This window comes from Carboxylicivirga litoralis (assembly GCF_025499605.1).
Lineage (GTDB): Bacteria > Bacteroidota > Bacteroidia > Bacteroidales > Marinilabiliaceae > Carboxylicivirga > Carboxylicivirga litoralis.
Genome location: NZ_JAFMVC010000030.1, coordinates 21,027 through 42,866, shown reverse-complemented (window position 1 = coordinate 42,866; position 21,840 = coordinate 21,027). Strand labels below are relative to the sequence as shown.

Below are 21,840 nucleotides of genomic sequence, written 5' to 3'. Positions count from 1 at the left end.
TTTTGTAAGATACTGAATATCAAGGTTTTAAGCAAGCAATTTAACTACTTAATTAATTGATTTTCAATTAATTATACTTTTGTCATGTACTGAAATCTGACAGAATCTTATCGAAATAGGCGTCGTGAATAGCGAAGTGCGACAACCAGTAAGCAGCAGTACTTGAAGTTGTCATTAAAGGGTTGACACTTCGTCCGCTATATGAATCATAACATCCGCCAGAAGCAATATCATACAAACTACGTCCAATAGTATTATCACCCAAATACCAATTATGAGCAGCAGTAGCCATATTTAAATACTTTTCAACTCGTGTAATTTCAAAAAGCTTTGTATAAACTTCGGTTATAATGTATGTATCTGTTGCAAATGAACTACTTGTAACTCCTGATTCTGCCATATCTTTCTTTCTACCACGAATCTTTGGATTATAGCGAGCGTCAGTAAACACATGACGCTCAACAAAACGTATAGCTCGCTTAGCGATGGATAACAATTCTTCCTCCTTCAATAATTCATAAGCATACATCAGTGCTAAAGGAACGAGTCCGACGTGTTCAGACACTTCATCTTCGTGCCATTGCCAGGCTTGATAGGCATCTGAAGGAAACAATGCCTTTAGTTGATGTGTCCATTTTTTCATCAATTCAACCAAATCCGGATTACTATGCTCCTTCCGTAGTAATTCGACAAGCCCAATTAATACAGCCGCTATGGCTTTGCTATTCGTGAAATCTACTTCTGAAATAAGCTGCAATACCAGGCCATAAATTACATCTTTTACTCCGTTATCATCAATGGAAGAATACACGGTACTTAGCGCCCAAACTGTGTAGCCCAGCTCATATTCTGAAACATCACTTGCTGGCTGGAGTTGAGGATTTAATGACGATGACCAACTATTATCTTTTCTAAAAAGTTTAATAAGACCAATACATTGTTTGATTCCTTTAATCGTATCATTGCTTTGCTTTAGTGCATTTGCCTTTGCCAGAACTTGCATAGCCATGGCATTAGCCAATAACGAGTAACCTGAAGCATAATCAGGTATGCCATAGGTTGAAGCATTTACAAAACCTGTACAATTATTTAATAAAAACAATTGATTTAAATTGATTTCCGGCAAAATAACAGGCGTAAAAGAGACTCGCTCTGAAAGAACTTTTCCTTTGTTTATATCAATGCCTGATATCATCTCCTTAAACTTCTTAACAATAACTGCCCAAGAATTTTGCGCCCCAAAAAGTGAGGCATTTTCACGGTACATTTTAGCTTCATTCAAACTCCTGAACATGTGGATTATTTCAGTAGTCAGTTCATTAATCGAACGAAATGCAAAAAAGCCACCTTTCTGATCTTCCAACAACTCCTTTGCATACCACGTAGGCGTTGATAACACAGTCGCTCCACTTGACACCGCTGTTGCTAAAAAAGCATCTTCTAACACCCTGTCGTTAATGCCAGATGCCACATACACATCCGCTGCATTCATCAACATTTCTATATTGTCCTTAACGTCATGATAGTTGACAAAAGTAAGCAATTCAGCCACTCCTCTTTGTGCAGCCAGTCGCTTCAATAACTTCTGATATTCACTGCTTGCACTTTTATCATGACTGGTATTAATAAGCACCAGCCCTGTCTCTGGATAATTCTTTTGCAACGCCGACAAAGCATTGATGATGGTTTCGAAACCGCTTGTAGGCTCCATTGCCCCACATGCCAGGATTGTTTTTTGATAATCAACACTCAATACTTGCTTTAATTCTTCGGTTGAATATGAATCAAATACGGATACACCATAGTCAGTACGTAGAATTTTATCCCTGTTAACCTTATAGTAATGTTCCAAGAACTCAATGGCAAGTCGACTGTAAACCATAACCTTTTCCGACCTGTTAGCCAGACTCTTAATCACAGCTTTCTCTCGATCTTCAGGTTCACTATTTATCGTGTGAAAAACGGTTATAAGTGGTACGTTCAACTGATCAACCAAGGCTAAAATATAATCGCCATTCCGCCCTCCAAAAGCTTCGGGGTGGTGTTGTAAAACACATGCATCATAGTTTTTATTAATAACTTCAGATGCCTTTTGATAATCATCTAACTGATAGCGATCAAATGAACAATCAAGATGACTTTTATCGTCAAATGTCAATATATCAGCTTTCTCACCTTCTTCAGTAAATTCCTTAAAGAAAGACACCAAATTATCGGAATACCGGGCAATCTGTGGTAAATCACTTAAAACCGGTGCTAATATTAGTATTCTCTTCCCCATGTTGTTTTCAATTGCGTTCATTAAACTCTACCTGCTATAGTTCTAAGTAAGCAGTTATCGTTTAAAATTGAAAATTGATTCCACTAACGTATCAAAATCGTTTGTTAATGCACGAATAACGACTTCTCTTCTCTAAAAACCTTTCAGAAAATTCTTCAATAACTTCTCACCTTCTTTCTTTAAGTCTTTTTCCACCTGCTTGCGCGCTTTGTCCAAACCGAAGCTCAACTGGGGCTCCTGAACGGTTCCTTTGACCAAAACATCCACAATTAAATCATCGCCCGAAGATGGAATAGCAAAACCTAATGAACCAGCCATTTTAGATACTTCTTTACGGCTCACCGGCATGGTTATTTTATAATCGATGGATTGATCAAGTCCTTGGGTTCCCTGCACTTCAACCATTTTGCCTCCTACTTTGGTCTTAAATGGTTTTACAATCACATTACCTTTATCAATGATGAAATTGATGTTTAAATCCTCAGCTTTCATCGTTTTATAACTCTCATTTTTAAGCGTTGTAGCCAATGTATTCTGTATTTTAGAGCCCGACACTTCCACACTTTTCGAGCGCAACCAGCCGCCTCCGTTGACGGTTGACATAATTGGTGTGGCATCCGTTCCTAACACACTGCTATAATCAAACTTGGGCGACACCTTTCCAACTGTATTTTTAGCCAATGGCAATAGCGAATCAACCACACTAAATGAATGTGCAGCCATATTCAGGTCTAAATCCGTCCCTTCAATATTAAAGTCAACGTAAGGTTTGGCCATATTGGCGGTATTATACTGACCACTCATCACCATGTTTCCGTCCAGCAACTGCATTTTTAAACCATTCAACTTCACCACTCCATTTTTAACAGTAATCTTACCATTGGCACGATGAATAGCTAACTTATCGTAAACCAGCTGCTCAATTTGCGACTGAAAGACGAAATCAAGATTCTTAGGTACTTCAACTACACCTGTCTCTTCTTCAGACCCTTCCTCTTCCTCCTCCGATGCATCTGCCATAGCCAGAAGCTCGTTGGTGTTAATTCGTTTTGAGTAATGCGTCAATTGTCCTTTCAAAGTACCATCTTGCAAAGCATAGGCCAGGTAATTGGATAGTGTCCCACTTAATTCAAAATCACTTTGCCCAATGGTACAGTTAAACGACTCCAGCTTCAGCGAACGCGGATCAACCGTCATCGAAGAGTTTTTAATAAAGATACCTTGAGGAATATCGGCGTTGGCATAATAAAAATCATTCAAGGTCAATTGTCCGGCCGCATTGATTTTCTCGTACTCTTCTTTTTCGATCATAGCATAATCGCCATCTATACTAAAGTCTGTTTCTATCAATCCTTTAATATCAAAACTATCCAGCGGCATAGCGTTGGCTAAAGATTGCAAGTCGATGCTTCCAACAGCATTGCCTTTAAAGGTTGGGTTTGAAACCGGCTTAACCACACTAAAAGAAGCATCAAAAGGATTATCGGCCACTTCGAAATGAAACTGTTTTAAACTGGTGATGGTATTATCAGCACTTCCACCTTCATTTTCAACCAGGAGGCTCACATTAATATTATTAATCGATTCCGGTAAGTCAGGGTATTGAATCATCCCGTTTTCTACAGCTAAGTCCAGGTTAAAAGCCGGCAAGTGGTCTTCGTCAATATAATCACCTTTAACCGAAGCTTTCAGGTGCATATTACCAGCTGTTTGCAGACCATCAAAATCTTTTAGAAATTCCTCAGGCACCAATGCCAATAAAGATTTAAAATCGGTTTTGGTCGTACCTAAGGTTAAATCTAAGCCATACCGGTCTTCTTTCACAGCTACCGAACCATCAAACTGCAGCCCCATGCGGTTTATGGTTAACTCATTATCAAGGAAGGTAAACAGCATTTTCTCCAAATCAGCTCCGATGTTGGCTTGCAATCCAACCGACGCACCATTCACATATTTAATACCGTCAAAATCAACAACTACTGCTTCAATACCTGATTGTACATCCAGGTTTGTCTGCACTTCTGACATATCGCCCGACAGCTGCATATTAAAACCCTTAATAGCCGAAGTCAGGTTCATGGTATTATCGGTGTATTTAATATTGGCATTATCGATAACAAACGACTTCAACACCACTTTAAAAGCCGATGCCTCACCATCTTGTTCCTCTTCTTCTTCAACTGCTTCGGATGGCATTGCAATATCCCAGTTTGCCGATGAATCGGGCAATACGATAGCATTCACCATTAAATCGGAAACTAAAATCGATTTGACTTCTATTTCACCCTTAATGGCTCCTAACCATCCTACTTTGGTAGAAAACTCACCCAAGGACACCAAGGTATCTTTATCGAAAGGTGCATTACCAACAACAGTTAGTCCTTCCATGCCAACACTAATATTGGGAAATGCTTTTATTAAGGATAATGAAAAATGCTCGTAATCAACCCGGGCATTAACATTGTTATTGATTTGTTCTTTAACAATACCTTCTATCTTTCCCTTGAAAATGGTTGGTAAAATCAACAACAAGACTACTATTCCCAGTACAATCCCTCCGGTTATTTTCAGAAACTTCTTCATCATAAAGCTAAATCAGATTTTATGTTTGTAACAAAGTTAAGAAAACCTGAGAGTCACCAAACTTCAAATTGTCAGTATTCTCATACACTTCCTAAACCAAACCTATTGATGAAGCATTCCTACAGGCCATTTATTCGTTCCTAGATACCACTTGCTGGTTGCGGAGGTCGAATCATACATGCCGGAGGTCGAATCTTGCCCTCCGAAGGTCTGTTCATGCATTCCTACCGGTTATTTATTGCCGCCTACACCCCAATCGTGCGTTCCTACCAACAAAGTACGAGTTCCTACCGGTCATTCGTTAACTCCTTAAGCTTAATCAATCGGCCATTTCTGCATATCACTTCCTGAAAGCTTAAGAATAAAAGCCTCTCTTTCCAATCGTCTGCTCGTTCATTTTTATATTTTTGTAGTTCTAGAAAACACAATACCAATGAAGATAAAAGTAGCTTTTGCCCTGTTTTTAATAGGAACCACCCAGTGGATTTCCTCACAAATTAAAGCCGACTGGGAAGGCGGCGTACCCGAAGGATGTACAACTATTACTGTTGGAAAACAAGCCAGTTTCGATGGCTCGGTAATGACTTCACACACCGACGACAGCCATCGTACCCGCGCGTGGATGGATATTATTCCGGCTCGCAAACACGGTCGACGCGATAAAGTCACCATGTATTCGCGTGAAAAAGATGATAGTCGTAAAATGCCGGCCTACAAACACACACCGGTAGGAGAAATCCCACAAATAAGAAATACCTATGGCTATATTAATTCGGCTTATCCTTGCATGAATACCAAACAGTTAGCTATTGGCGAGTCAACCTTTGGCGGACGCGAATCGCTCGTGTCGGAAGAAGGATTAATTGATTGTCAACGATTGATTCAGTTAATGCTGGAACGCTGCACCACTGCTCGCGAAGCCATCAAACTAACCGATGAATTAACCAAAGAATATGGCTATCGCGACTGGGGCGAATGCCTGACCATTGCCGACAAGAAAGAAGTTTGGCACCTGGAAATTGTTGGTCCGGGTAAAGGTAAGGTAGGTGCCATTTGGGTTGCTCAGCGTGTGCCCGACAACCATGTGAGTGTTAATGCCAATGCCGCCCGTATATTAGAAGTGGATACGACTGACGCAAACAGCTTTTTATATTCGGATAACCTGTTTGAAATGGCACAAGACAGTGCCTGGTGGAAGCCAGAAGAGGAGGCTTTTAAATTTGCCTACGCTTATGCACCTGAAGGAAGAGAATCAATGGCTGCTCGCCGCCGTGAATGGCGGGCATTAAGCATGATGGCTCCTTCGTTAGGCTTAGACCCTGAAGCTACAGATTACCCGTTCTCGGTTAAACCCGATGATAAAGTGACATTGGAAAAGATGATTGAAGTGTTTAAAGATTATTACGAACACACACCATACGACATGGTTGGTCATATGAAGAAAGTAACCGAAGAAGGTGATACCATTCCGCATCCTTACGCCAACCCGTTTATTCCCTATGACAAATATGACTTACATAATATCCATGGCGGTTGGGGCAAGCTGGGCGAACGCACCATTGCACGTTGGTATACAATGTATGGCACCATCACACAAAGCCGTGACTGGCTGCCCGATGAAATCGGAGGATTAGTATGGATGGCCCAGGACAACATTGCCACATCAGTCTATATCCCAATTTATTGCAGCGTGAGCGATTTACCTGCATCATACAAAGCACCTGGCCGTAATGGCTTTAGCCGCAACTCAGCCTGGTGGGCGTTTAACCGCATGAGCACCTTGGCTGGCCTGCGCTGGAACGATGCACGCCACGATGTAGACAAAGTGTTATTGCCGCTTCAGAAAGAGATTTTTGCCAAGCAAAAAGAAACGGAACTTGCCGCCATGAGCATGGGGCGCAAGCAAACCATTGCCCACCTAACACGCTATACCATCAACTGGGGCAACAAGGTTGTAAATGTAGCATGGCAGTTAGGCGATGATTTATGGACTAAATATGATGAGAAGTTTTAAATCGAGACACAAGACTAAAGACAAAAAAAATGTAAAAGGATTAAAAGATTATAATAGAAAAGGCCGTCTCAATATTTAAAAAGAGACGGCCTTTTCTATTATTTCTAAATTATTCTTTATTCAGCACTGACGTGACTGAAATAGAATCCATATTTAAGTTGATTAGTTCCATTATAAGAACTTTTGGTAGCAATCATTGTTAGTGTATCGCCAACTTTAAGACCTTTAGCCTCGATAACACCTTTTCGATCATCACCAGTTGCACCATAACCCGGATAACAACCATACACGTATATTTCACCGCTATCATCTTTTAAATAAACATTACCATATACATCATTATCAATTGAGGTAATTTCAGCAGTAACCATGAAGTAGGTATTGGAGTCGTCAGGTTTAGTCAGCACCTCTGCAATTGTCAGTGGAGTTACAGTTTTAGCACTCTCCAAAACGGCACCACTTACTTGTGGGCTTCCATTATATTCTGAACGTCTTCCAACTATAGTGATAATATCACCTACCTTCAAACCTTTATCTCCGAAATCTTCAATACCATAAACGAAGGTCTCGCCAGAGAAATCCTGTAAGTATATATTGCCATAGGTAGCATTGGAAATTTCTGCAATAACACCTGCCAATCGGTATTGTGTATTCCCCACTTCGGCTGCCAAAAACTCTGCTATGCTAGCATCTACAATCGCTCCCTTTTGGCTTAACGTTGTTTCTGCAGTATAGTTTTTAGTGCCATCGGTAGTGCTGAAAGTAAGAATAGTTTCGCGATCTCCACCTTCATTAGCCTCGGCTTTGAATGTGACAACACTACTGGTTCCTGCTGACTGGATGGATGAAATGGATAACCACGACTCCGCATCTTCAGGAATTTCTACTGATACACCCTCTCCTTTGCAGGTTAAGTATGCAATAAATTCGCCACCTTCAACAGGAAGAACTTCGTTTTCAACCGCATCAACTTTCACAAGTGATTTATTGATTTCAACAACTGATACATTCACCATTTGAGGACTGCCCTTGTAAGATGACTTTGGTCCTTCAATGGTTACTTCATCACCTACTTCAAGGCCAAGACTCAAGAAATTCTTTTCTCCACCTTTCGCATCAAGCGTACCATATATATAAATACTACTTCCCGTTTCATCTTCTAAATACCAGTTACCGTAGGTTGTATTGCTAATGCTGGCACAAACACCCGACACCCGGAAATTTTTACCATCAGGAGCCTCCAGCACTTCAGCAATGGTTGCCACCGATATTTGTGGAAGGCCTTGAATAATATTAATTCTCTGCGTTACATCATCGGTGCTGAGCAGAACCTCTGCAGCACGACCATCTAAAGCAGATGAAGCCGAAAATGTAATTTCTGACTCACCGGCGCCTCCAGAGGTTGAAGAAATTGTTAACCATTCAACATCATCTTTATCAGTAGTTACTTTCTCTACAGTCCAGCTATCCTTAGCCGTTATAGTAATAGATGTAGAACCGCCGTCCTGAGGAATAGCGACAAACGACGACGATACCCGAATTTCATCAAGCAAGGTCATTGTTTCCTCATCGTCACAACTTGCCAAAGCGGCAAGTACTGCGATAAATAGTGGGAATAAATATTTAAATTTCATCTGTTTATATTTTAATTTTCTTTGGTAACTTATATAACACGCCCCAATGTCTCTCGGGACTCGTTTCATATTAGCTAAACTTTTAAATTAATTAAATACATACCTGATACCGATTAACGCATACCAGCATTGACCCAAGGTGTAGCTTGGTGTGAATGTTTTAGTATCACCATGTATTGATGAAGGAGTAGAGAATGTAGCAACACCGTCCGCGTCAACACCTTCGTATTTGAGGATACGGGCTTCTGAACCTATCTCAGGATTCAGATACTTAGCCACACCCCAATCTGAGTTAAACAGATTCATCACATTTTTTATATCCATGCTAAGTTGCAGCTTGTGATCGTTATTACCAATTTTTAGCTTAAAATCATGTTTATAGCTAAAGTCTACACGGTGTACCCAAGGAGAATAAAGACTATAGGCTTCTGCATAGTCGCCTTGATTTTCTTTCAAATAATCATTGGCATGCACATAGTCCATAAAACGTGTCTTGTCGTCTTCAGAAACAAAACGGAAATCGCCATTTTCCACCTCACTGTCGGTTGGAATATAAATTGCATCGTAGTTGTAACCGTCAGCATTTATATCGTTTACAGTCATGTACGAGTAGTTACTTCCACCTCGCCATCCTTCATAAATAAGACCGTAGTGATTACCGCACTTGTCGTGAGTAGTAAGAGAAAATATCAAACGATCGGGTGTGGTGTATTGAGAGTTATGCAACTTAATGTTATTAGGCCCCTCAACTGTAGGAACGTATGTAAATGCTGATTCAGCATTAGATCCCGGCATTCCTGTTAAATCTTTGGCCACTGTATGTGTATACGCAGCCATCATGCTCATCCATTCTGTAGGTCGGGCATTAAGCGTGATGTTGGCTGACCAGCCATAACCCTTGCTTGTATTTTCCAATATAAATGCCTTAGTATTCGTGCGATAGCCGTCAGGATAAATCGGACGATTATCGACTCCATTAAAACGAGCAAAACCACCTACATTTGGAATACTCCAATCGGAAAGCGTAACACCATTAATTGTTTTGTTGTAAATTCCTTCTACTGTTACAGAGAATGGGAAAGATGTTTTGAATGCATAGTCAACGGCCAATGACGTTTTCCATACCTGAGGCATTTTAAAACTAGGATCTACAGCAGAAATAGACGAAGGTACTGTTCCATCTTCAGGTGAAATAGTTGATGGGTAACCCAGGCCTATCAATTTATCATGCAATGCTGAGATAGTAGCTTTTCCATTAGCATCGGTAACAAGGCCTCCGTTAAATACATCCATTGAGAAACCATTATTCGCCGCATTTCTTTCATTAATCTGCGCCTGGTACTGAACCATACCTCCATTGGTTGGCATGTTGGTAAAGAATACAAGTGGTAAGTTACCGGCAAATAGACCTGTACCTCCACGAACTTTCAAGTTTTTATCACCCAATACATCCCAAACAAAACCTACTCGAGGGGAGAATATAATATTTGCATCAGGCCATTTTCCTGTATCTATACTACGACCAGAATAATCAAGATCCTTTATAGCTTGATTCGTAATTAAGTCACTGTTGTTATACACAAGTGCCTCTAGGCGCATACCATACGAAAGTTTGAATCTTTCATTAACACTCCAGTCGTCCTGCGCATAAATTCCGAATTTATTACTTCTTACACGAGCTGCCGGATTACTTTCTCCATCATAACCATAAGTAAGGTTTACAATCTCAGGTGTAGCACCATTCATGAAGTCGTCAAGGCTAGAATAGCGATAATAGCCTGTACCATTTCGCATATAAGCATTGTCGGCCATTTTATACTCGTAGGCAAAACCACCAAAAATTTTATGGTTACCTAAATAAAAGGTCAACTCATCTTTAATATTCACTACATCATTGTGAACACCATTGTTCCAAGTAAAGAGTTCATAACCTAAAGAGAGGTATGCCTGTCCGTCTTTCAGAATGTCGATAAAAGGAAATTGATCAGAATTTGTTCCGCGAATATCGTCAAGCTTCGAATATGTTGCCAAAAATTGGTTAGAGATGTTGTCCGTTAAACGACTATTTAAATCAAAAGAGAATGAATGTACAAGGTTTTCCATAGAGTACATTGAGTTGGCATATGACATCGATGCCTGTGACATTCTTGCTTCAGACATTCGCGTACCTCCATCCATAGAAGAAGCATTAGGCGATCGCCATGATTCATTCATCGTATAGTTGTAGCGCAATGCTAAACGATGTTTGTTTGATATATTCCAATCAAGACGAGCAAGCAATTTTTTATTGCTTTCATCTGCAGGGAAACTCTTGTAAGATCCTGTTTCATACCCATAATTACTTCTCACATAATCGGAAACCATCTGAAGATCATCTTCAGTAGTGCGTGAGATAAAATTATCAGGATCTGCAACACCATCAGTTGAAGCTCTCCAACGATTGGCAACTGTAGGTGTTTTTGTCAATTCACCATTAACGAAGAAGAACAATTTATTTTTAATAATTGGACCACCCAAAGTGAAACCATAGGTTGTATTACGGTCTTCTTCGCGCGCACCTGCAATTTGCTGTCCCTTTACAGCATCTCCACGCATATTTTCATTTCTATGAAAAACGTAAGCACTTCCTTTAAATGTGTTTGTACCCGATTTTGTAATCGCATTTACACCACCACCAATAAAGTTTGTTTGTCGCACATCGTAAGGAGCAATCACAACTTGCAATTCATCAATTGCTTCAATAGAAATTGGATTACCTCCACCAGGAAGAGCATCACTCAAACCAAAGTTATTGTTGAAATTAGCGCCATCCACTGTAAAGTTGGCCGTACGACCATCAGCCCCGGCAAAACTCATTCCATCACCTCCATATGGCGAAAGGCGGGTAATATCGATAACACTGCGACTTACTGTTGGCAGATTAACTATTTGTTCGCTTGAGATATTGGTGACAGCTCCGGTTTTCTCATTAGAAAATTTTGTACGAACTGCAGTTACTTGGATTTCATCTAATGACGTTGCTTCATCGTCAAGCACTACATTCAATACATAATTCTCTCCTAAACTCAATGTAATATTGTTTTTTACAAAGTCGCCATATCCAATATACGTAACTGATACCGTATAGGGTCCACCTACTCGCATACCGTTAAAATTGAATCGTCCCTCAGTGTTAGTTATGGTACCATAAGTTGTTCCTGAAGGTGTGTGCGTAGCAATTACCGTTGCACCGATAATGACTCCTTCTGCATCAGTAACACGCCCTCCCATACTGGATGTTGTTACCTGTGCATTTGTTTGCAAAATGAATAGTGCTAATAGCATAATCACACATGCAAATAATCTCGATACTTTTCTCATGATTGATTAAATTATTCGTTAATTTAGAACGCTATAATAATACTTAAATTAAATTTTAAATTATCAACAGATCAATCTTCCCCCTCAATCAACCTCTATCTGCAAAGATGACAAACTAGACCGATAGGTCGGTTTTCTGAACGTTAAAATTCTGTTAATTCTAACTAATAGGCTAAAATAAGCCCAAGAAGTAATTAACATTTTTTAAGAAGTTATTAACAATCGTCGCAACACAAATTCAACCAAACACCAATAAATCAGCGTGTACTACAGTTTAGCTTCCGCAGCTTGTTTCTTAGCAACACCATCCCAGTACATATCAAAGGCTGTGTCAAATTCCTCACTAAAACTTTTTAATGGCTTAGGTAGTGATAAAAAATAATTTGCAGTGGCACGAGTAAAAGCAAAATCGAAGAAAGCAATCATATCGGTTTTATAAGCCTTCAGAATGCCCATATTCACTTTTTGCATGATAAACCGGCGAGGTCCCTCCTTGGTATCTTCGACTAACTCAAAGTGTAACTTCATGTAGGGACTAGATTCAAAAATGTTGATATAGTGAAATTTAACAGGATGCGTTATAAACCACTTAACAATACCACTAAACACCTGCTTGGTATTTTCCTTCTGGTCTTCCGTTAAAATATTAACACATTGCTCCTCCACCTCAAACATCAATTGTTTATAAATATCAATGATCAATTGCTCTTTACTATTGATGTGATGATATAATGTACCTTTCGCAATTCCGATACGTTCGATCAACTCATTAACTGACGCAGCAAAACCTTTTTCAACAAAAAGCTCCATTGCTCCTTTATATATATCATTTTTCTTACTCATAATGCCATAAAATTGTATCGCGAAGTTAAAACAAAAAGTTTAGGCATAAAAAAACTGCCTTTAAATGAATTAAAGACAGTTTAATTATGTTATCTTAAAATTCTACTTATCCAATTCTTTCCAAGCCAACGCACTTGCTCCAACGATAGCAGCATCACCTGCATCCAACTTCGATGGTAACAATTTAATCTTGTTTTTAAATATTGGCAGCAAATGCTCTTCAATACTTGCTTTTGTTGGTTTCAAAATTAAATCACCAGCAGCCATTGGACCTCCAAATAAGAAAATAGCCTCTGGACTCAGGTGGTGAATCGTATCAGCAATACCCTGCCCCAGATAGTGACCCGTTAATTCAAAAACTTCATTGGCAACTTTATCACCAGCAACAGCTGCATCATAAATCATCTTAGACGTTAAGTCGTTATATGTATGGTTAGCCAAGGGACTATCAACTGCATTATACTTTGCCATTAACTCAAAAGCTGTTCGCTTCATACCAGGAGCAGAACAATACGCCTCCAGGTGCCCATTAGCTCCACATCCACACAAACGACCATCAGGAACTAAAGTAGTGTGACCACATTCACCGGCAAAACCATCGTGACCATAAACAAGATCACCATTAACAACAACACCGCTTCCAACACCTGTGCCAAGTGTATACATCACAAAGTTCTTCATATCCTTTGCTCCACCATAAATCATTTCACCAATAGCCGCTGCATTGGCATCATTAGTAAGAGCAATTGCCTTTAAATCAGGGAAATGACCTCGCAACAAGCGAACAACAGGCACTACTCCTTTAAATGATAAATTAGGAGCAAATTCAATTGTTCCACTATAGTAGTTACCATTTGGAGCACCTACACCAATCCCAACAATCTCAATATCTTCATTTAACAACTTGGCATTTGTTATCAACTTATTAATTGCTTTAGCCAAATCATCTATATACACATTAATATCTCCATGCGAAGGTGTTGATATACTATCTTTCGTTAATACGTGTCCTAATTCATCAACAACACCAATGGCAGTATTTGTACCACCTATATCCACGCCAACAGATACTTTTTTCATTTGATTCGTTTTTAGTTTATTATCTTCTTATATACAACCATGACTTCCTGAAAACAGAAAGTCATGGCGTAAATTACTATATTTTTTTGGTAATTACTCCACAGGAATGTCAGTATTTACATTCTTACTTCCAATTAACGAGTAATACAACAAATAGACTAAACCTAGGAATGGCACCCAGTATGACACCATGTAGCCCATACCATCAGCTACAGCATTCTGGATTAATGGTAAGATACCACCACCAACTACCATGGTCATGAAAATACCAGAAGCAGCTGCAGTAAAACGCCCAAGACCTTCAACAGCCAGGTTAAAAATACCACCCCACATTACTGAGGTACATAATCCAATTAACACAAGGAACATAGCATTAATTGGCACATTAGCCAACCCGAATGAAAGTCCACTTGCAGTACTTTGGAATACAGGAATTGAAACAGTTGTTGAAGTTGGAGAAATAATAGCCATTAAAGCCAACACGGCACCTACTGCTGAAGCAACGATTAACATGGTTTTACTTGACACCTTACCACCAATAGACGCTCCTACAAAACGGCCAACAAGCATTAACAACCAATAGGTTGCAACCACTGTACCTGCAGTAGCAGCACCTACACCACCAGCAGCAGCATCTGAAAGGAAGAAAAATAGCGTTCCAGGAACACCAACTTCAACACCAACATAAATACCAATAGCAATAGCTCCAAGTACAAAGTGACGGAATGACCAGGCACTGTATTTTGACTTTTCTTTCACTTCCTCACCTTCTTTCATATGAGGCTCTGGAATATTAACAAAGTATAGTACCAAACCAACTGTAGCAAAAATACCCATTGCAATAAACATCACTGGGTTTACATCTTTAATAGCAGTGTCTTTTGTTACTTCACCTACCAACATACCAACAAGTAATGGCACTAAAGTACCCATCAAAGAGTTAAAAGTAGCGCCCACCTGAATCAATTGGTTACCTTTTTTACCAGCTCCACCAAGTGTGTTCAACATTGGGTTAACCACAATATTTAGTAAACACATTGAGAAACCTGCAACAAATGCACCCAACAGGTAAACGAAGAAACTTTCAGCAACACCTGAAAAGAATTGAATACCAACTCCAACAAAACCTAAAACAATAGCTAATAGTGCGGTTTTTTTGTAGCCTACTTTTTCTAATAGTTTACCACCTGGTATTCCCATAAAAGCATAAGCTAAAAAGTTGGCAAAGTTACCCAACATGCCTAAAAAGTTAGAAGCCTGAAATTGCTCCTTTACAACTACACCCATAGGTGCTGCCAGATTTGTTACGAATGATATCATCCCAAATAATAGGAACATCATAAAAATCGGCAATGCATAATTCTTCTGCTGATTCATAATTTTGATTAGTTAATTCTCAGAGATAATGACCTATCTCCCATTTTTAGTTTGTGTATAAAATAATTAAAACAATTTTGTTTTCGTTTTATTATTTTCAGGCTCTATTCAAGCTAAAGGAATTGAAAAAGCCTTATTTTAAAACGGAAAGCAAGATAACATTAAATCAATCAATTTGGTTAAATATGCTATAAAAAACCACTATAAAAAATTAATTTAAATTATTGCATACTAGAAATATTACAAAAAAACCATCTCCAGTAATGAAGATGGTTAAAAAAATATTTTACAGTGTTTAAACTACCGTCTAACACTTGTCACTTCGATTTCAAAAACATGTGGTTGATATTGGTTATCAGCAAGCGAAGATGGCATAACCACTTTTGCCTTTCCAAACAAACGCATATGCATAATTGCTTCGTTAACCCCAGCATATACATTAGAACTAGCTGCTGGCACACCTCCTACTGGATAGGTCGTAAAAGTGAAGGGTGTATTAGAATAAATATTGCTTTCTCTTGCAAACTCCCTTGTTACTTCATTAACAATCGTATCATTTTCGATTATAATCGTATCATTTGTTAAACCAATAGCATAATTTGTATACCTGAAACCAACGGTTTTATAGGCTCCAATTGAATCTCCCTCTCCAATATGAGTATGATACAACATCATACCTGACTCAAAGCGATGATCAACCGTATCAATTGCCACAGCGGTTGTTGAATCCAATCTACTAAGGTTATTATCCATTTCTTCGTCGTAATAGCGCTCCAACAGCTCCTGTTCAGCGGCAATTGCTTCTTTAATATTAAAATAATTGTTGTTGTCGTCGCAGGCAGCAAAGCTAATAAGCAATGCTATTGCACTAATTATAGTCAGGTTGAAAGTCTTTCTTCTGTTCATTATTTACCGTTTTGTCTTTTCGACTGAAGCACAAAGAAAATCATTTTTGCTCAATCTTCAAATCATTTTGAGGCATCCACTGCAGCACGTTGCACTTCCACCACCTCAATATCCATAATTATAATCGATAATTTGGGTATTTTATTGCCATCCCCAGCAATGCCATGCGCCAGATATGGCGGTAAAATTAATTTAGCAATAGCTCCTTGTCCAATGTGCTGAACAAACTGCTCCAACCCGGTTTCTACTTGTGCTTTGCCAACCGTAAAGTTCATCAAACCACTTGTAGCTGAAGAATAACAAATGGTACCATCCATTAAACTTGTAGTATAGGCCAACACAACATTATCATTCATATGAATTGTATCTCCCTGCGATGGTTGATTAATTTGATAATAATAGCCTGTCTCCGATTTTTTCATTTGCAGACCTTTATCTTCAATGTATTTTTCAATCACCTTTGTTTCGGCACCCACCATCTTTTTATTCATTTCCAGAAGCATCTCTTTGGTGACACGCTTTTTCTCTGGCTGCTTGTCTTTACAGGCAAAGAGCATCCCCACACAAAAGATTAGCAGGATTATTATTCTAGCAGAAATCATTGGCCTCACAAAATTCTTTTAATACTTTTTTGAATCGTTCAACAGTCTCGTCCAGCTTTAATTTCGACTCTCCGCCGGCAGCATTAAAATGTCCTCCCCCATTAAAGTAAGTCTCACTAAACTTATTGGCCGGAAATCCACCTCGTGAACGGAACGATATCTTCACTAAATCCTTTTTCTCAGTAAACAAAGCCGACAGGTCAACCCCTTCGATCCATAAGGCCTGGTTAACAAAGCCTTCTGTGTCTCCTGGTTTAAAATTAAAACGTTTTAATTCTTCTTGGCTCAATGAAATAAAAGCCGCCTTTTGCTCAGGTATGCGTTCCATTTTTTCACCCAATGCGTGCCCCAAAAGGCGCATTCTGTCAAACGAATTATTGTGAAATATCATGTGATGAATATGTTCTTTGTCAATGCCCATGCGCAATAAATCAGCTACGATTAAATACGTTTCAGGCCGACTGGAATTATAATTCAAAGAACCTGTATCGGTCATAATGCCAGCATAGATACACTCCGCTGCTTCTTTGGTTATATACTCCTTAAAGCCTGCTTCGTTTAGCACATGAAAAAGCAATTCGCAAGTAGACGATGCTTCGGGTACACTTATCTGAATCTCTGCTGTGCTAGCTTCCGGAAATGGGTGGTGATCAATCATAATGCGCGGCGTTTCGTCTTTTTCAAACACTTCACCCATCAATTTTATACGCGACAAAGCATTAAAATCAACAAAAAGCACCAGTTCGCTTTCTTTTATTAGCGCTTTGGCTTTTTTTACATTCTTATCGTAAATAATGACATCTTCAACGCCATGCATCCAGTTTAAAAAATCAGGAAACTCATTAGGCGTGATTACCGACGCCTCTTTTCCCATATTCTTTAGCGTATTATAAAGCCCTAAAGAAGAACCCAATGCATCACCATCGGGATTATTATGTGGAACAATTACAACTTTTTGACTGTTGATTATTTTGGTCTTGAATAATTCTATTTGTGACTTATCTTTAATATTCATCTTAATTTTTTGTTGGATTTACAAAGATATAGATTTTGCGAGACTAAAAATTTTGTATTTTAGGATTTCTAATTTTTTACCTTACACTAATTAATCAGCTAAATATGGCAGGATTTAAAACACTTACCATGATTAAGCCGGGAGCTGTAAAAAACAGGCATATCGGCGCCATTTTAAATATGATAGAAGAAAGCGGCTTTCGCATTTCGGCTATCAAATCGTTAAAACTTTCGAAAGATGATGCCGAGGAATTTTACGAAGAGCATAAAGAGCGACCATTTTTCCCCGACTTGGTTGATTTTATGTCATCTGGCCCCATTGTGGCAGCTATCTTAATCAAAGAAAATGCCGTTGAGGATTTTCGCAAATTAATAGGCAGTACCGACCCTGCTGAGGCTGAAGATGGAACAATTAGAAAACTATTTGCCGAAAGCAAAGCACATAATGCTATTCATGGCTCCGACAGTGATGCCAGTGCCGACCGGGAAAGTCATTTCTTCTTTAGTGATAAAGAATTATTGGAGAAACATCCATAAAATATCTAATTGAGATAGTTATAAAAGTGCTCAGTACGTCATGTATTGTGCACTTTTTGTTTTAATCTTCAATCTTCCCTCTTATCGAAACACAATATCCTTAACAACATCACTACCAATAGCTTGGTTGAGATTAATGATAATTTTATCTTTCCACATCATCAGTTCGTTGCGCAAAACCGATGACGTCATTTCAACATGCAAGACGCCCTCACGAATATAAATGCGATGGGTTGCTCGTGCCACGGCTGCTCCCAACACTTTCTCCCAATAGTTAACTGCACGCCTTTCGAGCATGCCTTTGTTTAAATCCTGCTGTTTGAGTACTTCTTTAATAACTGAACTTATGGCTTGGGTTTTCTTGCGACGCATGGTTTATCTGTTAATTCGTTTATCCGTTGATTTGTTTAATTGTTAGTTTGACAGAAGCTTTTTGTGGAAGGCATTGAGCTTGTTTGATAATTCGTTTATTTCTTCACGAAAGACTATTAACTGCTTTTCATCAATAAATGTCAAATCATTGGCTAAAATTAACTGATTGACCACCTCCAACAAACTGGTAAAAGCAATTTCAATAAATCGAGCTTTATCCTTATTAGAAATCCTCCCACTTCCTTCTGCAATATTTGATGATATCGAAACCGAGGCTCTTCTCAATTGATTTGTTAATCCAAACTGTTCTTCTTTCGGAAATGAACCCGTCGTTTGATAAATTTTTCGAACCAGTTGCCGAGAGAGCTGCCAGATTTCTAACTTTTCAAAATTATAGGTGTACATACTTTATTGTTTATTTGGTGATTTGCAGATATGTTTAATTGATAATTTGAAAATCATGAATCAACAAATTAGCAAATTAACAGATAAACAAATCAACAATTAACCAACAATCTGTCCACCGGCCACATCAAATACCTTATAGTCTTTCCCTGTTCGTTTGACAATATCAACTAAATAGGGTTTATTGGTATCGGTGATAAAAATCTGGTTAAATACATCTTCTGAAACCAATTGCAATAAACGATTGCTTCGAGCATCATCTAATTTGTCAAAAATATCATCGAGCAGCAAAATTGGTTTTATCCCATTGTGCTTTTGAATAAACTCATATTGCGCCAGTTTCAAAGCAATCAGAAATGTCTTTTTTTGTCCTTGTGAAGCTATTTTCTTTATAGAATACCCACCCAACAATAATTCCAAATCATCTTTATGCACACCTCTGGTTGTATAGCCTACAATCGTATCTTTTTGACGCACTTCGAGTAATTGTTCTTTTAAGGAACCATCGTGTAAATGCGATTTATAATTTAAGGCTATTTCCTCTTTTCCATCCGAGATGTAGGCATAATACTTTTGAAAAACCGGCACCAACTCCTTAATGAAATCTATTCGTTTTTGATATATACGTTGGGCCAACTGCTCCAATTGCTCATCCCATAAATCGAGCATAGAAAAATCGCGCGAACCGCTTTCTTTTAACTGTTTTAAAGTGGCATTTCGCTGCATTAATGAACGGTTATAACGCATTAAGTCATCCAAAAATGGCTTATCATACTGCGAAACGACACCATCCACATACTTACGACGCTGCTCGCTTCCTTCGTTAATCAATTGTTCATCGGCTGGCGAAATCATCACCAAAGGAATTAAGCCAATATGGTCGGCCAGCTTTGTGTATTCTTTTTTATTACGCTTAAAATGCTTCTTCTGCGATTTTTTTAATCCACAATAAATATGCTCCTCTTCATCTTGACGCTCATACTGTCCCTGAACCACAAAAAACTCCTGGTCGTGGGTGATATTCTGATTATCAATCGAATTAAAATAGCTCTTACAAAACGAGAGGTAATACAGCCCATCCAGCACATTGGTTTTTCCAGCCCCATTTTCTCCTACAAGGCAATTAATACCCGGCGAAAACTCTATTTCGGCCTGCTGTATATTTTTAAAATTAATCAAGTTGAGGTGCCTGATGTGCATGCGTTACGGTTTTGTGCAAAAGTAACGAACCTAAAGCGATTGTTCAAAATTGTGAATGGGTTTAAGTCTAAATTGATAACACAAGAAAGTGATGAATTGAAGAATCGAACCCTACACTCCTTTAGACACCATCTGCAAATACTTATTCTTAAAGACTTTACAACTTATTCATATATCTTTTGTCTTAAATCTTATGTCCGATTCATCTTCTATGCATAAATAATTTATCAATAAGGCGTAAAAAGTAATAATCCATCTTTTGTTTTTAGGCCAAAACGATTACTTTTGGCATTCGAATAAAAATTTACTTAAAATGTCAAAAGAGAAACATACGCATCAAGACGATAGCTTCGAGAATGTAGAGAGCGCATTGAGTAAGACGGAGCACTTTATTGAAGAGAATCAGAATAGATTAAGTATGATTGCGTTGGCAATCATTATTATAGTAGCCGGATACTGGGGTATTAAAAAATTCTATTTTATGCCTTTAGAGCAGGAAGCTCAAAAGACTATCTTCTATGCTCAGCAATATTTTGAGAAGGATTCATTCAACTTAGCATTGAATGGCGACGGACAAAATGCCGGTTTCCTTGAAATTATTGAAGATTACGGCTCAACAACGGCTGGTAACTTAGCTGTTTATTACGCAGGCGTATCTAATCTTCATCTTGGTAATTATAACGAGGCTGTTGATTTCCTTAAAGGATTCTCAACGAGCGAAGAAATGATAGCTGCCACAGCTGCTGGTGCATTAGGTGATGCTTATGCTGAACTAGGTCAAAACGACGATGCCATTGCTCAATATAAAGATGCAGCATCCTACGACAACACTTTAACAGCTCCAACATATCTAATGAAATTAGGTGCTATGTATGAAGCCAAAGCCGATTACAAAGCAGCTGTTGAGGCATACAAAACTATTAAAGATGACTATGCAACTTCAGCAGAAGCTCGTCAGGTTGATAAATATTTGACTCGTGCAGAATTACAATTGAAGTAATTTGAACTAAAATATTTGAAAGAGGTTGTCTATATAGGCAACCTCTTTTATTTTTGCATAAAATATAAAACAATGGCAACAAGTTTAAAAAACCTATCGGATTATAATATAGCTGATGTTCCGTCGGCAGCCGACATGAAATTCGGCATTGTGATATCAGAGTGGAACACAGAGATTACCGAAGCACTATATGAAGGTGCTTACAATACTTTAATCAAACACGGGGCATCGGAAGAAAACATATTAAAGAAATATGTACCGGGCAGCTTTGAGCTAACAGCAGGTGCTAAATACCTGGCTGAAATGACAGATGTAGATGCCGTAATTTGCCTGGGTTGTGTAATTCAAGGCGATACGCCTCACTTCGATTATGTATGCGGTGGTGTTACACAAGGCATCACCCAGTTGAATGTTCAATACCCTATTCCGTTTATCTTTGGCTTATTAACCACTCTCAACCAACAGCAGGCTTTAGACCGTTGCGGAGGTAAACATGGTAACAAAGGTGATGAAGGTGCGGTTACTGCTATTAAAATGGTGGCTTTAAACCGCTCGCTGAAAAACTAATATTCCAGAATACAGCAATATATTAAGCCCGGCAATTTTGTCGGGCTTTGTTGTCTATGGGCACT

17 protein-coding genes are annotated in these 21,840 nt (G+C 38.7%); 4 read left to right on the top strand and 13 right to left on the bottom strand.

Features of this window, described 5'->3' with window-relative positions; all coding sequences use genetic code 11:
* Window positions 1-82 precede the first annotated feature (82 nt).
* On the bottom strand, window positions 83-2,302 hold the full coding sequence (locus tag J1N10_RS18370; RefSeq protein ID WP_262328196.1) for a glycosyltransferase: 2,220 nt from the start codon (window positions 2,300-2,302) through the stop codon (window positions 83-85).
* A gap of 111 nt (window positions 2,303-2,413) precedes the next feature.
* Complete coding sequence (locus J1N10_RS18365; RefSeq protein WP_262328195.1) at window positions 2,414-4,867, bottom strand: AsmA family protein; 2,454 nt, start codon at window positions 4,865-4,867, stop codon at window positions 2,414-2,416.
* Between the two features lie 430 nt (window positions 4,868-5,297).
* Between J1N10_RS18365 and J1N10_RS18360 the strand changes: the two genes are divergently transcribed.
* On the top strand, window positions 5,298-6,878 hold the full coding sequence (locus tag J1N10_RS18360; protein WP_262328194.1) for a dipeptidase: 1,581 nt from the start codon (window positions 5,298-5,300) through the stop codon (window positions 6,876-6,878).
* 116 nt (window positions 6,879-6,994) lie between these two features.
* On the opposite strand, the gene J1N10_RS18355 is transcribed toward J1N10_RS18360, so the two are convergent.
* The 8 genes from J1N10_RS18355 to J1N10_RS18320 all read right to left on the bottom strand — a co-directional run bounded on the left by J1N10_RS18355 (window position 6,995) and on the right by J1N10_RS18320 (window position 17,695).
* On the bottom strand, window positions 6,995-8,512 hold the full coding sequence (locus tag J1N10_RS18355; protein ID WP_262328193.1) for a BACON domain-containing protein: 1,518 nt from the start codon (window positions 8,510-8,512) through the stop codon (window positions 6,995-6,997).
* An 87-nt stretch (window positions 8,513-8,599) separates the two neighbouring features.
* Window positions 8,600-11,872 carry a TonB-dependent receptor gene (locus tag J1N10_RS18350; protein WP_262328192.1) on the bottom strand — a complete coding sequence of 1,091 codons (3,273 nt, stop codon included), beginning with the start codon at window positions 11,870-11,872 and terminating at the stop codon, window positions 8,600-8,602.
* Between the two features lie 267 nt (window positions 11,873-12,139).
* Window positions 12,140-12,715: a TetR/AcrR family transcriptional regulator gene (locus tag J1N10_RS18345; RefSeq protein WP_262328191.1), complete on the bottom strand. Its 576-nt coding sequence runs from the start codon at window positions 12,713-12,715 to the stop codon at window positions 12,140-12,142.
* 102 nt (window positions 12,716-12,817) lie between these two features.
* Window positions 12,818-13,795 carry an ROK family protein gene (locus J1N10_RS18340; protein WP_262328190.1) on the bottom strand — a complete coding sequence of 326 codons (978 nt, stop codon included), beginning with the start codon at window positions 13,793-13,795 and terminating at the stop codon, window positions 12,818-12,820.
* A 93-nt stretch (window positions 13,796-13,888) separates the two neighbouring features.
* Window positions 13,889-15,172 (bottom strand): MFS transporter, encoded by a 1,284-nt coding sequence (locus J1N10_RS18335; protein ID WP_262328189.1) that lies wholly within the window; start codon window positions 15,170-15,172, stop codon window positions 13,889-13,891.
* Window positions 15,173-15,472: 300 nt separating this feature from the next.
* The gene (locus tag J1N10_RS18330) at window positions 15,473-16,078 is read right to left on the bottom strand and encodes an FKBP-type peptidyl-prolyl cis-trans isomerase (RefSeq protein ID WP_262328188.1); all 606 of its coding nucleotides are present in this window, start codon (window positions 16,076-16,078) and stop codon (window positions 15,473-15,475) included.
* 62 nt (window positions 16,079-16,140) lie between these two features.
* Window positions 16,141-16,635, bottom strand: coding sequence for an FKBP-type peptidyl-prolyl cis-trans isomerase (locus tag J1N10_RS18325; protein ID WP_262328187.1), 495 nt, complete (start codon window positions 16,633-16,635; stop codon window positions 16,141-16,143).
* Between the two features lie 31 nt (window positions 16,636-16,666).
* Window positions 16,667-17,695, bottom strand: a complete 1,029-nt coding sequence (locus tag J1N10_RS18320) for a DHH family phosphoesterase (protein ID WP_262328186.1) — start codon at window positions 17,693-17,695, stop codon at window positions 16,667-16,669.
* Between the two features lie 104 nt (window positions 17,696-17,799).
* Here J1N10_RS18320 and ndk point away from each other — a divergent pair, with 104 nt between their 5' ends.
* Window positions 17,800-18,231: a nucleoside-diphosphate kinase gene (ndk, locus tag J1N10_RS18315; protein ID WP_262328185.1), complete on the top strand. Its 432-nt coding sequence runs from the start codon at window positions 17,800-17,802 to the stop codon at window positions 18,229-18,231.
* Between the two features lie 81 nt (window positions 18,232-18,312).
* Here ndk and J1N10_RS18310 read toward each other — a convergent pair whose 3' ends face one another.
* The 3 genes from J1N10_RS18310 to recF form a co-directional block, all read right to left on the bottom strand.
* The gene (locus tag J1N10_RS18310) at window positions 18,313-18,603 is read right to left on the bottom strand and encodes a DUF721 domain-containing protein (RefSeq protein ID WP_262328184.1); all 291 of its coding nucleotides are present in this window, start codon (window positions 18,601-18,603) and stop codon (window positions 18,313-18,315) included.
* 42 nt (window positions 18,604-18,645) lie between these two features.
* On the bottom strand, window positions 18,646-19,008 hold the full coding sequence (locus tag J1N10_RS18305; RefSeq protein WP_262328183.1) for a four helix bundle protein: 363 nt from the start codon (window positions 19,006-19,008) through the stop codon (window positions 18,646-18,648).
* A gap of 99 nt (window positions 19,009-19,107) precedes the next feature.
* Window positions 19,108-20,208 carry a DNA replication/repair protein RecF gene (recF, locus tag J1N10_RS18300; RefSeq protein WP_262328182.1) on the bottom strand — a complete coding sequence of 367 codons (1,101 nt, stop codon included), beginning with the start codon at window positions 20,206-20,208 and terminating at the stop codon, window positions 19,108-19,110.
* Between the two features lie 313 nt (window positions 20,209-20,521).
* Between recF and J1N10_RS18295 the strand changes: the two genes are divergently transcribed.
* Both J1N10_RS18295 and ribH read left to right on the top strand, forming a co-directional pair.
* Window positions 20,522-21,208: a tetratricopeptide repeat protein gene (locus J1N10_RS18295; RefSeq protein WP_262328181.1), complete on the top strand. Its 687-nt coding sequence runs from the start codon at window positions 20,522-20,524 to the stop codon at window positions 21,206-21,208.
* 72 nt (window positions 21,209-21,280) lie between these two features.
* Window positions 21,281-21,775, top strand: a complete 495-nt coding sequence (ribH, locus tag J1N10_RS18290; protein WP_262328180.1) for a 6,7-dimethyl-8-ribityllumazine synthase — start codon at window positions 21,281-21,283, stop codon at window positions 21,773-21,775.
* Window positions 21,776-21,840 lie beyond the last annotated feature (65 nt).

Bases quoted from the DNA above. Each gene is read 5' to 3' on its own strand.
- J1N10_RS18365 (WP_262328195.1), bottom strand. From the start codon at position 4,867: ATGATGAAGAAGTTTCTGAAAATAACCGGAGGGATTGTACTGGGAATA.
- J1N10_RS18295 (WP_262328181.1), top strand. From the start codon at position 20,522: ATGTCAAAAGAGAAACATACGCATCAAGACGATAGCTTCGAGAATGTA.
- J1N10_RS18370 (WP_262328196.1), bottom strand. From the start codon at position 2,302: ATGAACGCAATTGAAAACAACATGGGGAAGAGAATACTAATATTAGCA.
- J1N10_RS18350 (WP_262328192.1), bottom strand. From the start codon at position 11,872: ATGAGAAAAGTATCGAGATTATTTGCATGTGTGATTATGCTATTAGCA.
- J1N10_RS18320 (WP_262328186.1), bottom strand. From the start codon at position 17,695: ATGAATATTAAAGATAAGTCACAAATAGAATTATTCAAGACCAAAATA.
- J1N10_RS18340 (WP_262328190.1), bottom strand. From the start codon at position 13,795: ATGAAAAAAGTATCTGTTGGCGTGGATATAGGTGGTACAAATACTGCC.
- J1N10_RS18355 (WP_262328193.1), bottom strand. From the start codon at position 8,512: ATGAAATTTAAATATTTATTCCCACTATTTATCGCAGTACTTGCCGCT.
- J1N10_RS18330 (WP_262328188.1), bottom strand. From the start codon at position 16,078: ATGAACAGAAGAAAGACTTTCAACCTGACTATAATTAGTGCAATAGCA.
- ribH (WP_262328180.1), top strand. From the start codon at position 21,281: ATGGCAACAAGTTTAAAAAACCTATCGGATTATAATATAGCTGATGTT.
- recF (WP_262328182.1), bottom strand. From the start codon at position 20,208: ATGCACATCAGGCACCTCAACTTGATTAATTTTAAAAATATACAGCAG.
- J1N10_RS18305 (WP_262328183.1), bottom strand. From the start codon at position 19,008: ATGTACACCTATAATTTTGAAAAGTTAGAAATCTGGCAGCTCTCTCGG.
- J1N10_RS18345 (WP_262328191.1), bottom strand. From the start codon at position 12,715: ATGAGTAAGAAAAATGATATATATAAAGGAGCAATGGAGCTTTTTGTT.
- J1N10_RS18360 (WP_262328194.1), top strand. From the start codon at position 5,298: ATGAAGATAAAAGTAGCTTTTGCCCTGTTTTTAATAGGAACCACCCAG.
- ndk (WP_262328185.1), top strand. From the start codon at position 17,800: ATGGCAGGATTTAAAACACTTACCATGATTAAGCCGGGAGCTGTAAAA.
- J1N10_RS18310 (WP_262328184.1), bottom strand. From the start codon at position 18,603: ATGCGTCGCAAGAAAACCCAAGCCATAAGTTCAGTTATTAAAGAAGTA.
- J1N10_RS18325 (WP_262328187.1), bottom strand. From the start codon at position 16,635: ATGCTCTTTGCCTGTAAAGACAAGCAGCCAGAGAAAAAGCGTGTCACC.
- J1N10_RS18335 (WP_262328189.1), bottom strand. From the start codon at position 15,172: ATGAATCAGCAGAAGAATTATGCATTGCCGATTTTTATGATGTTCCTA.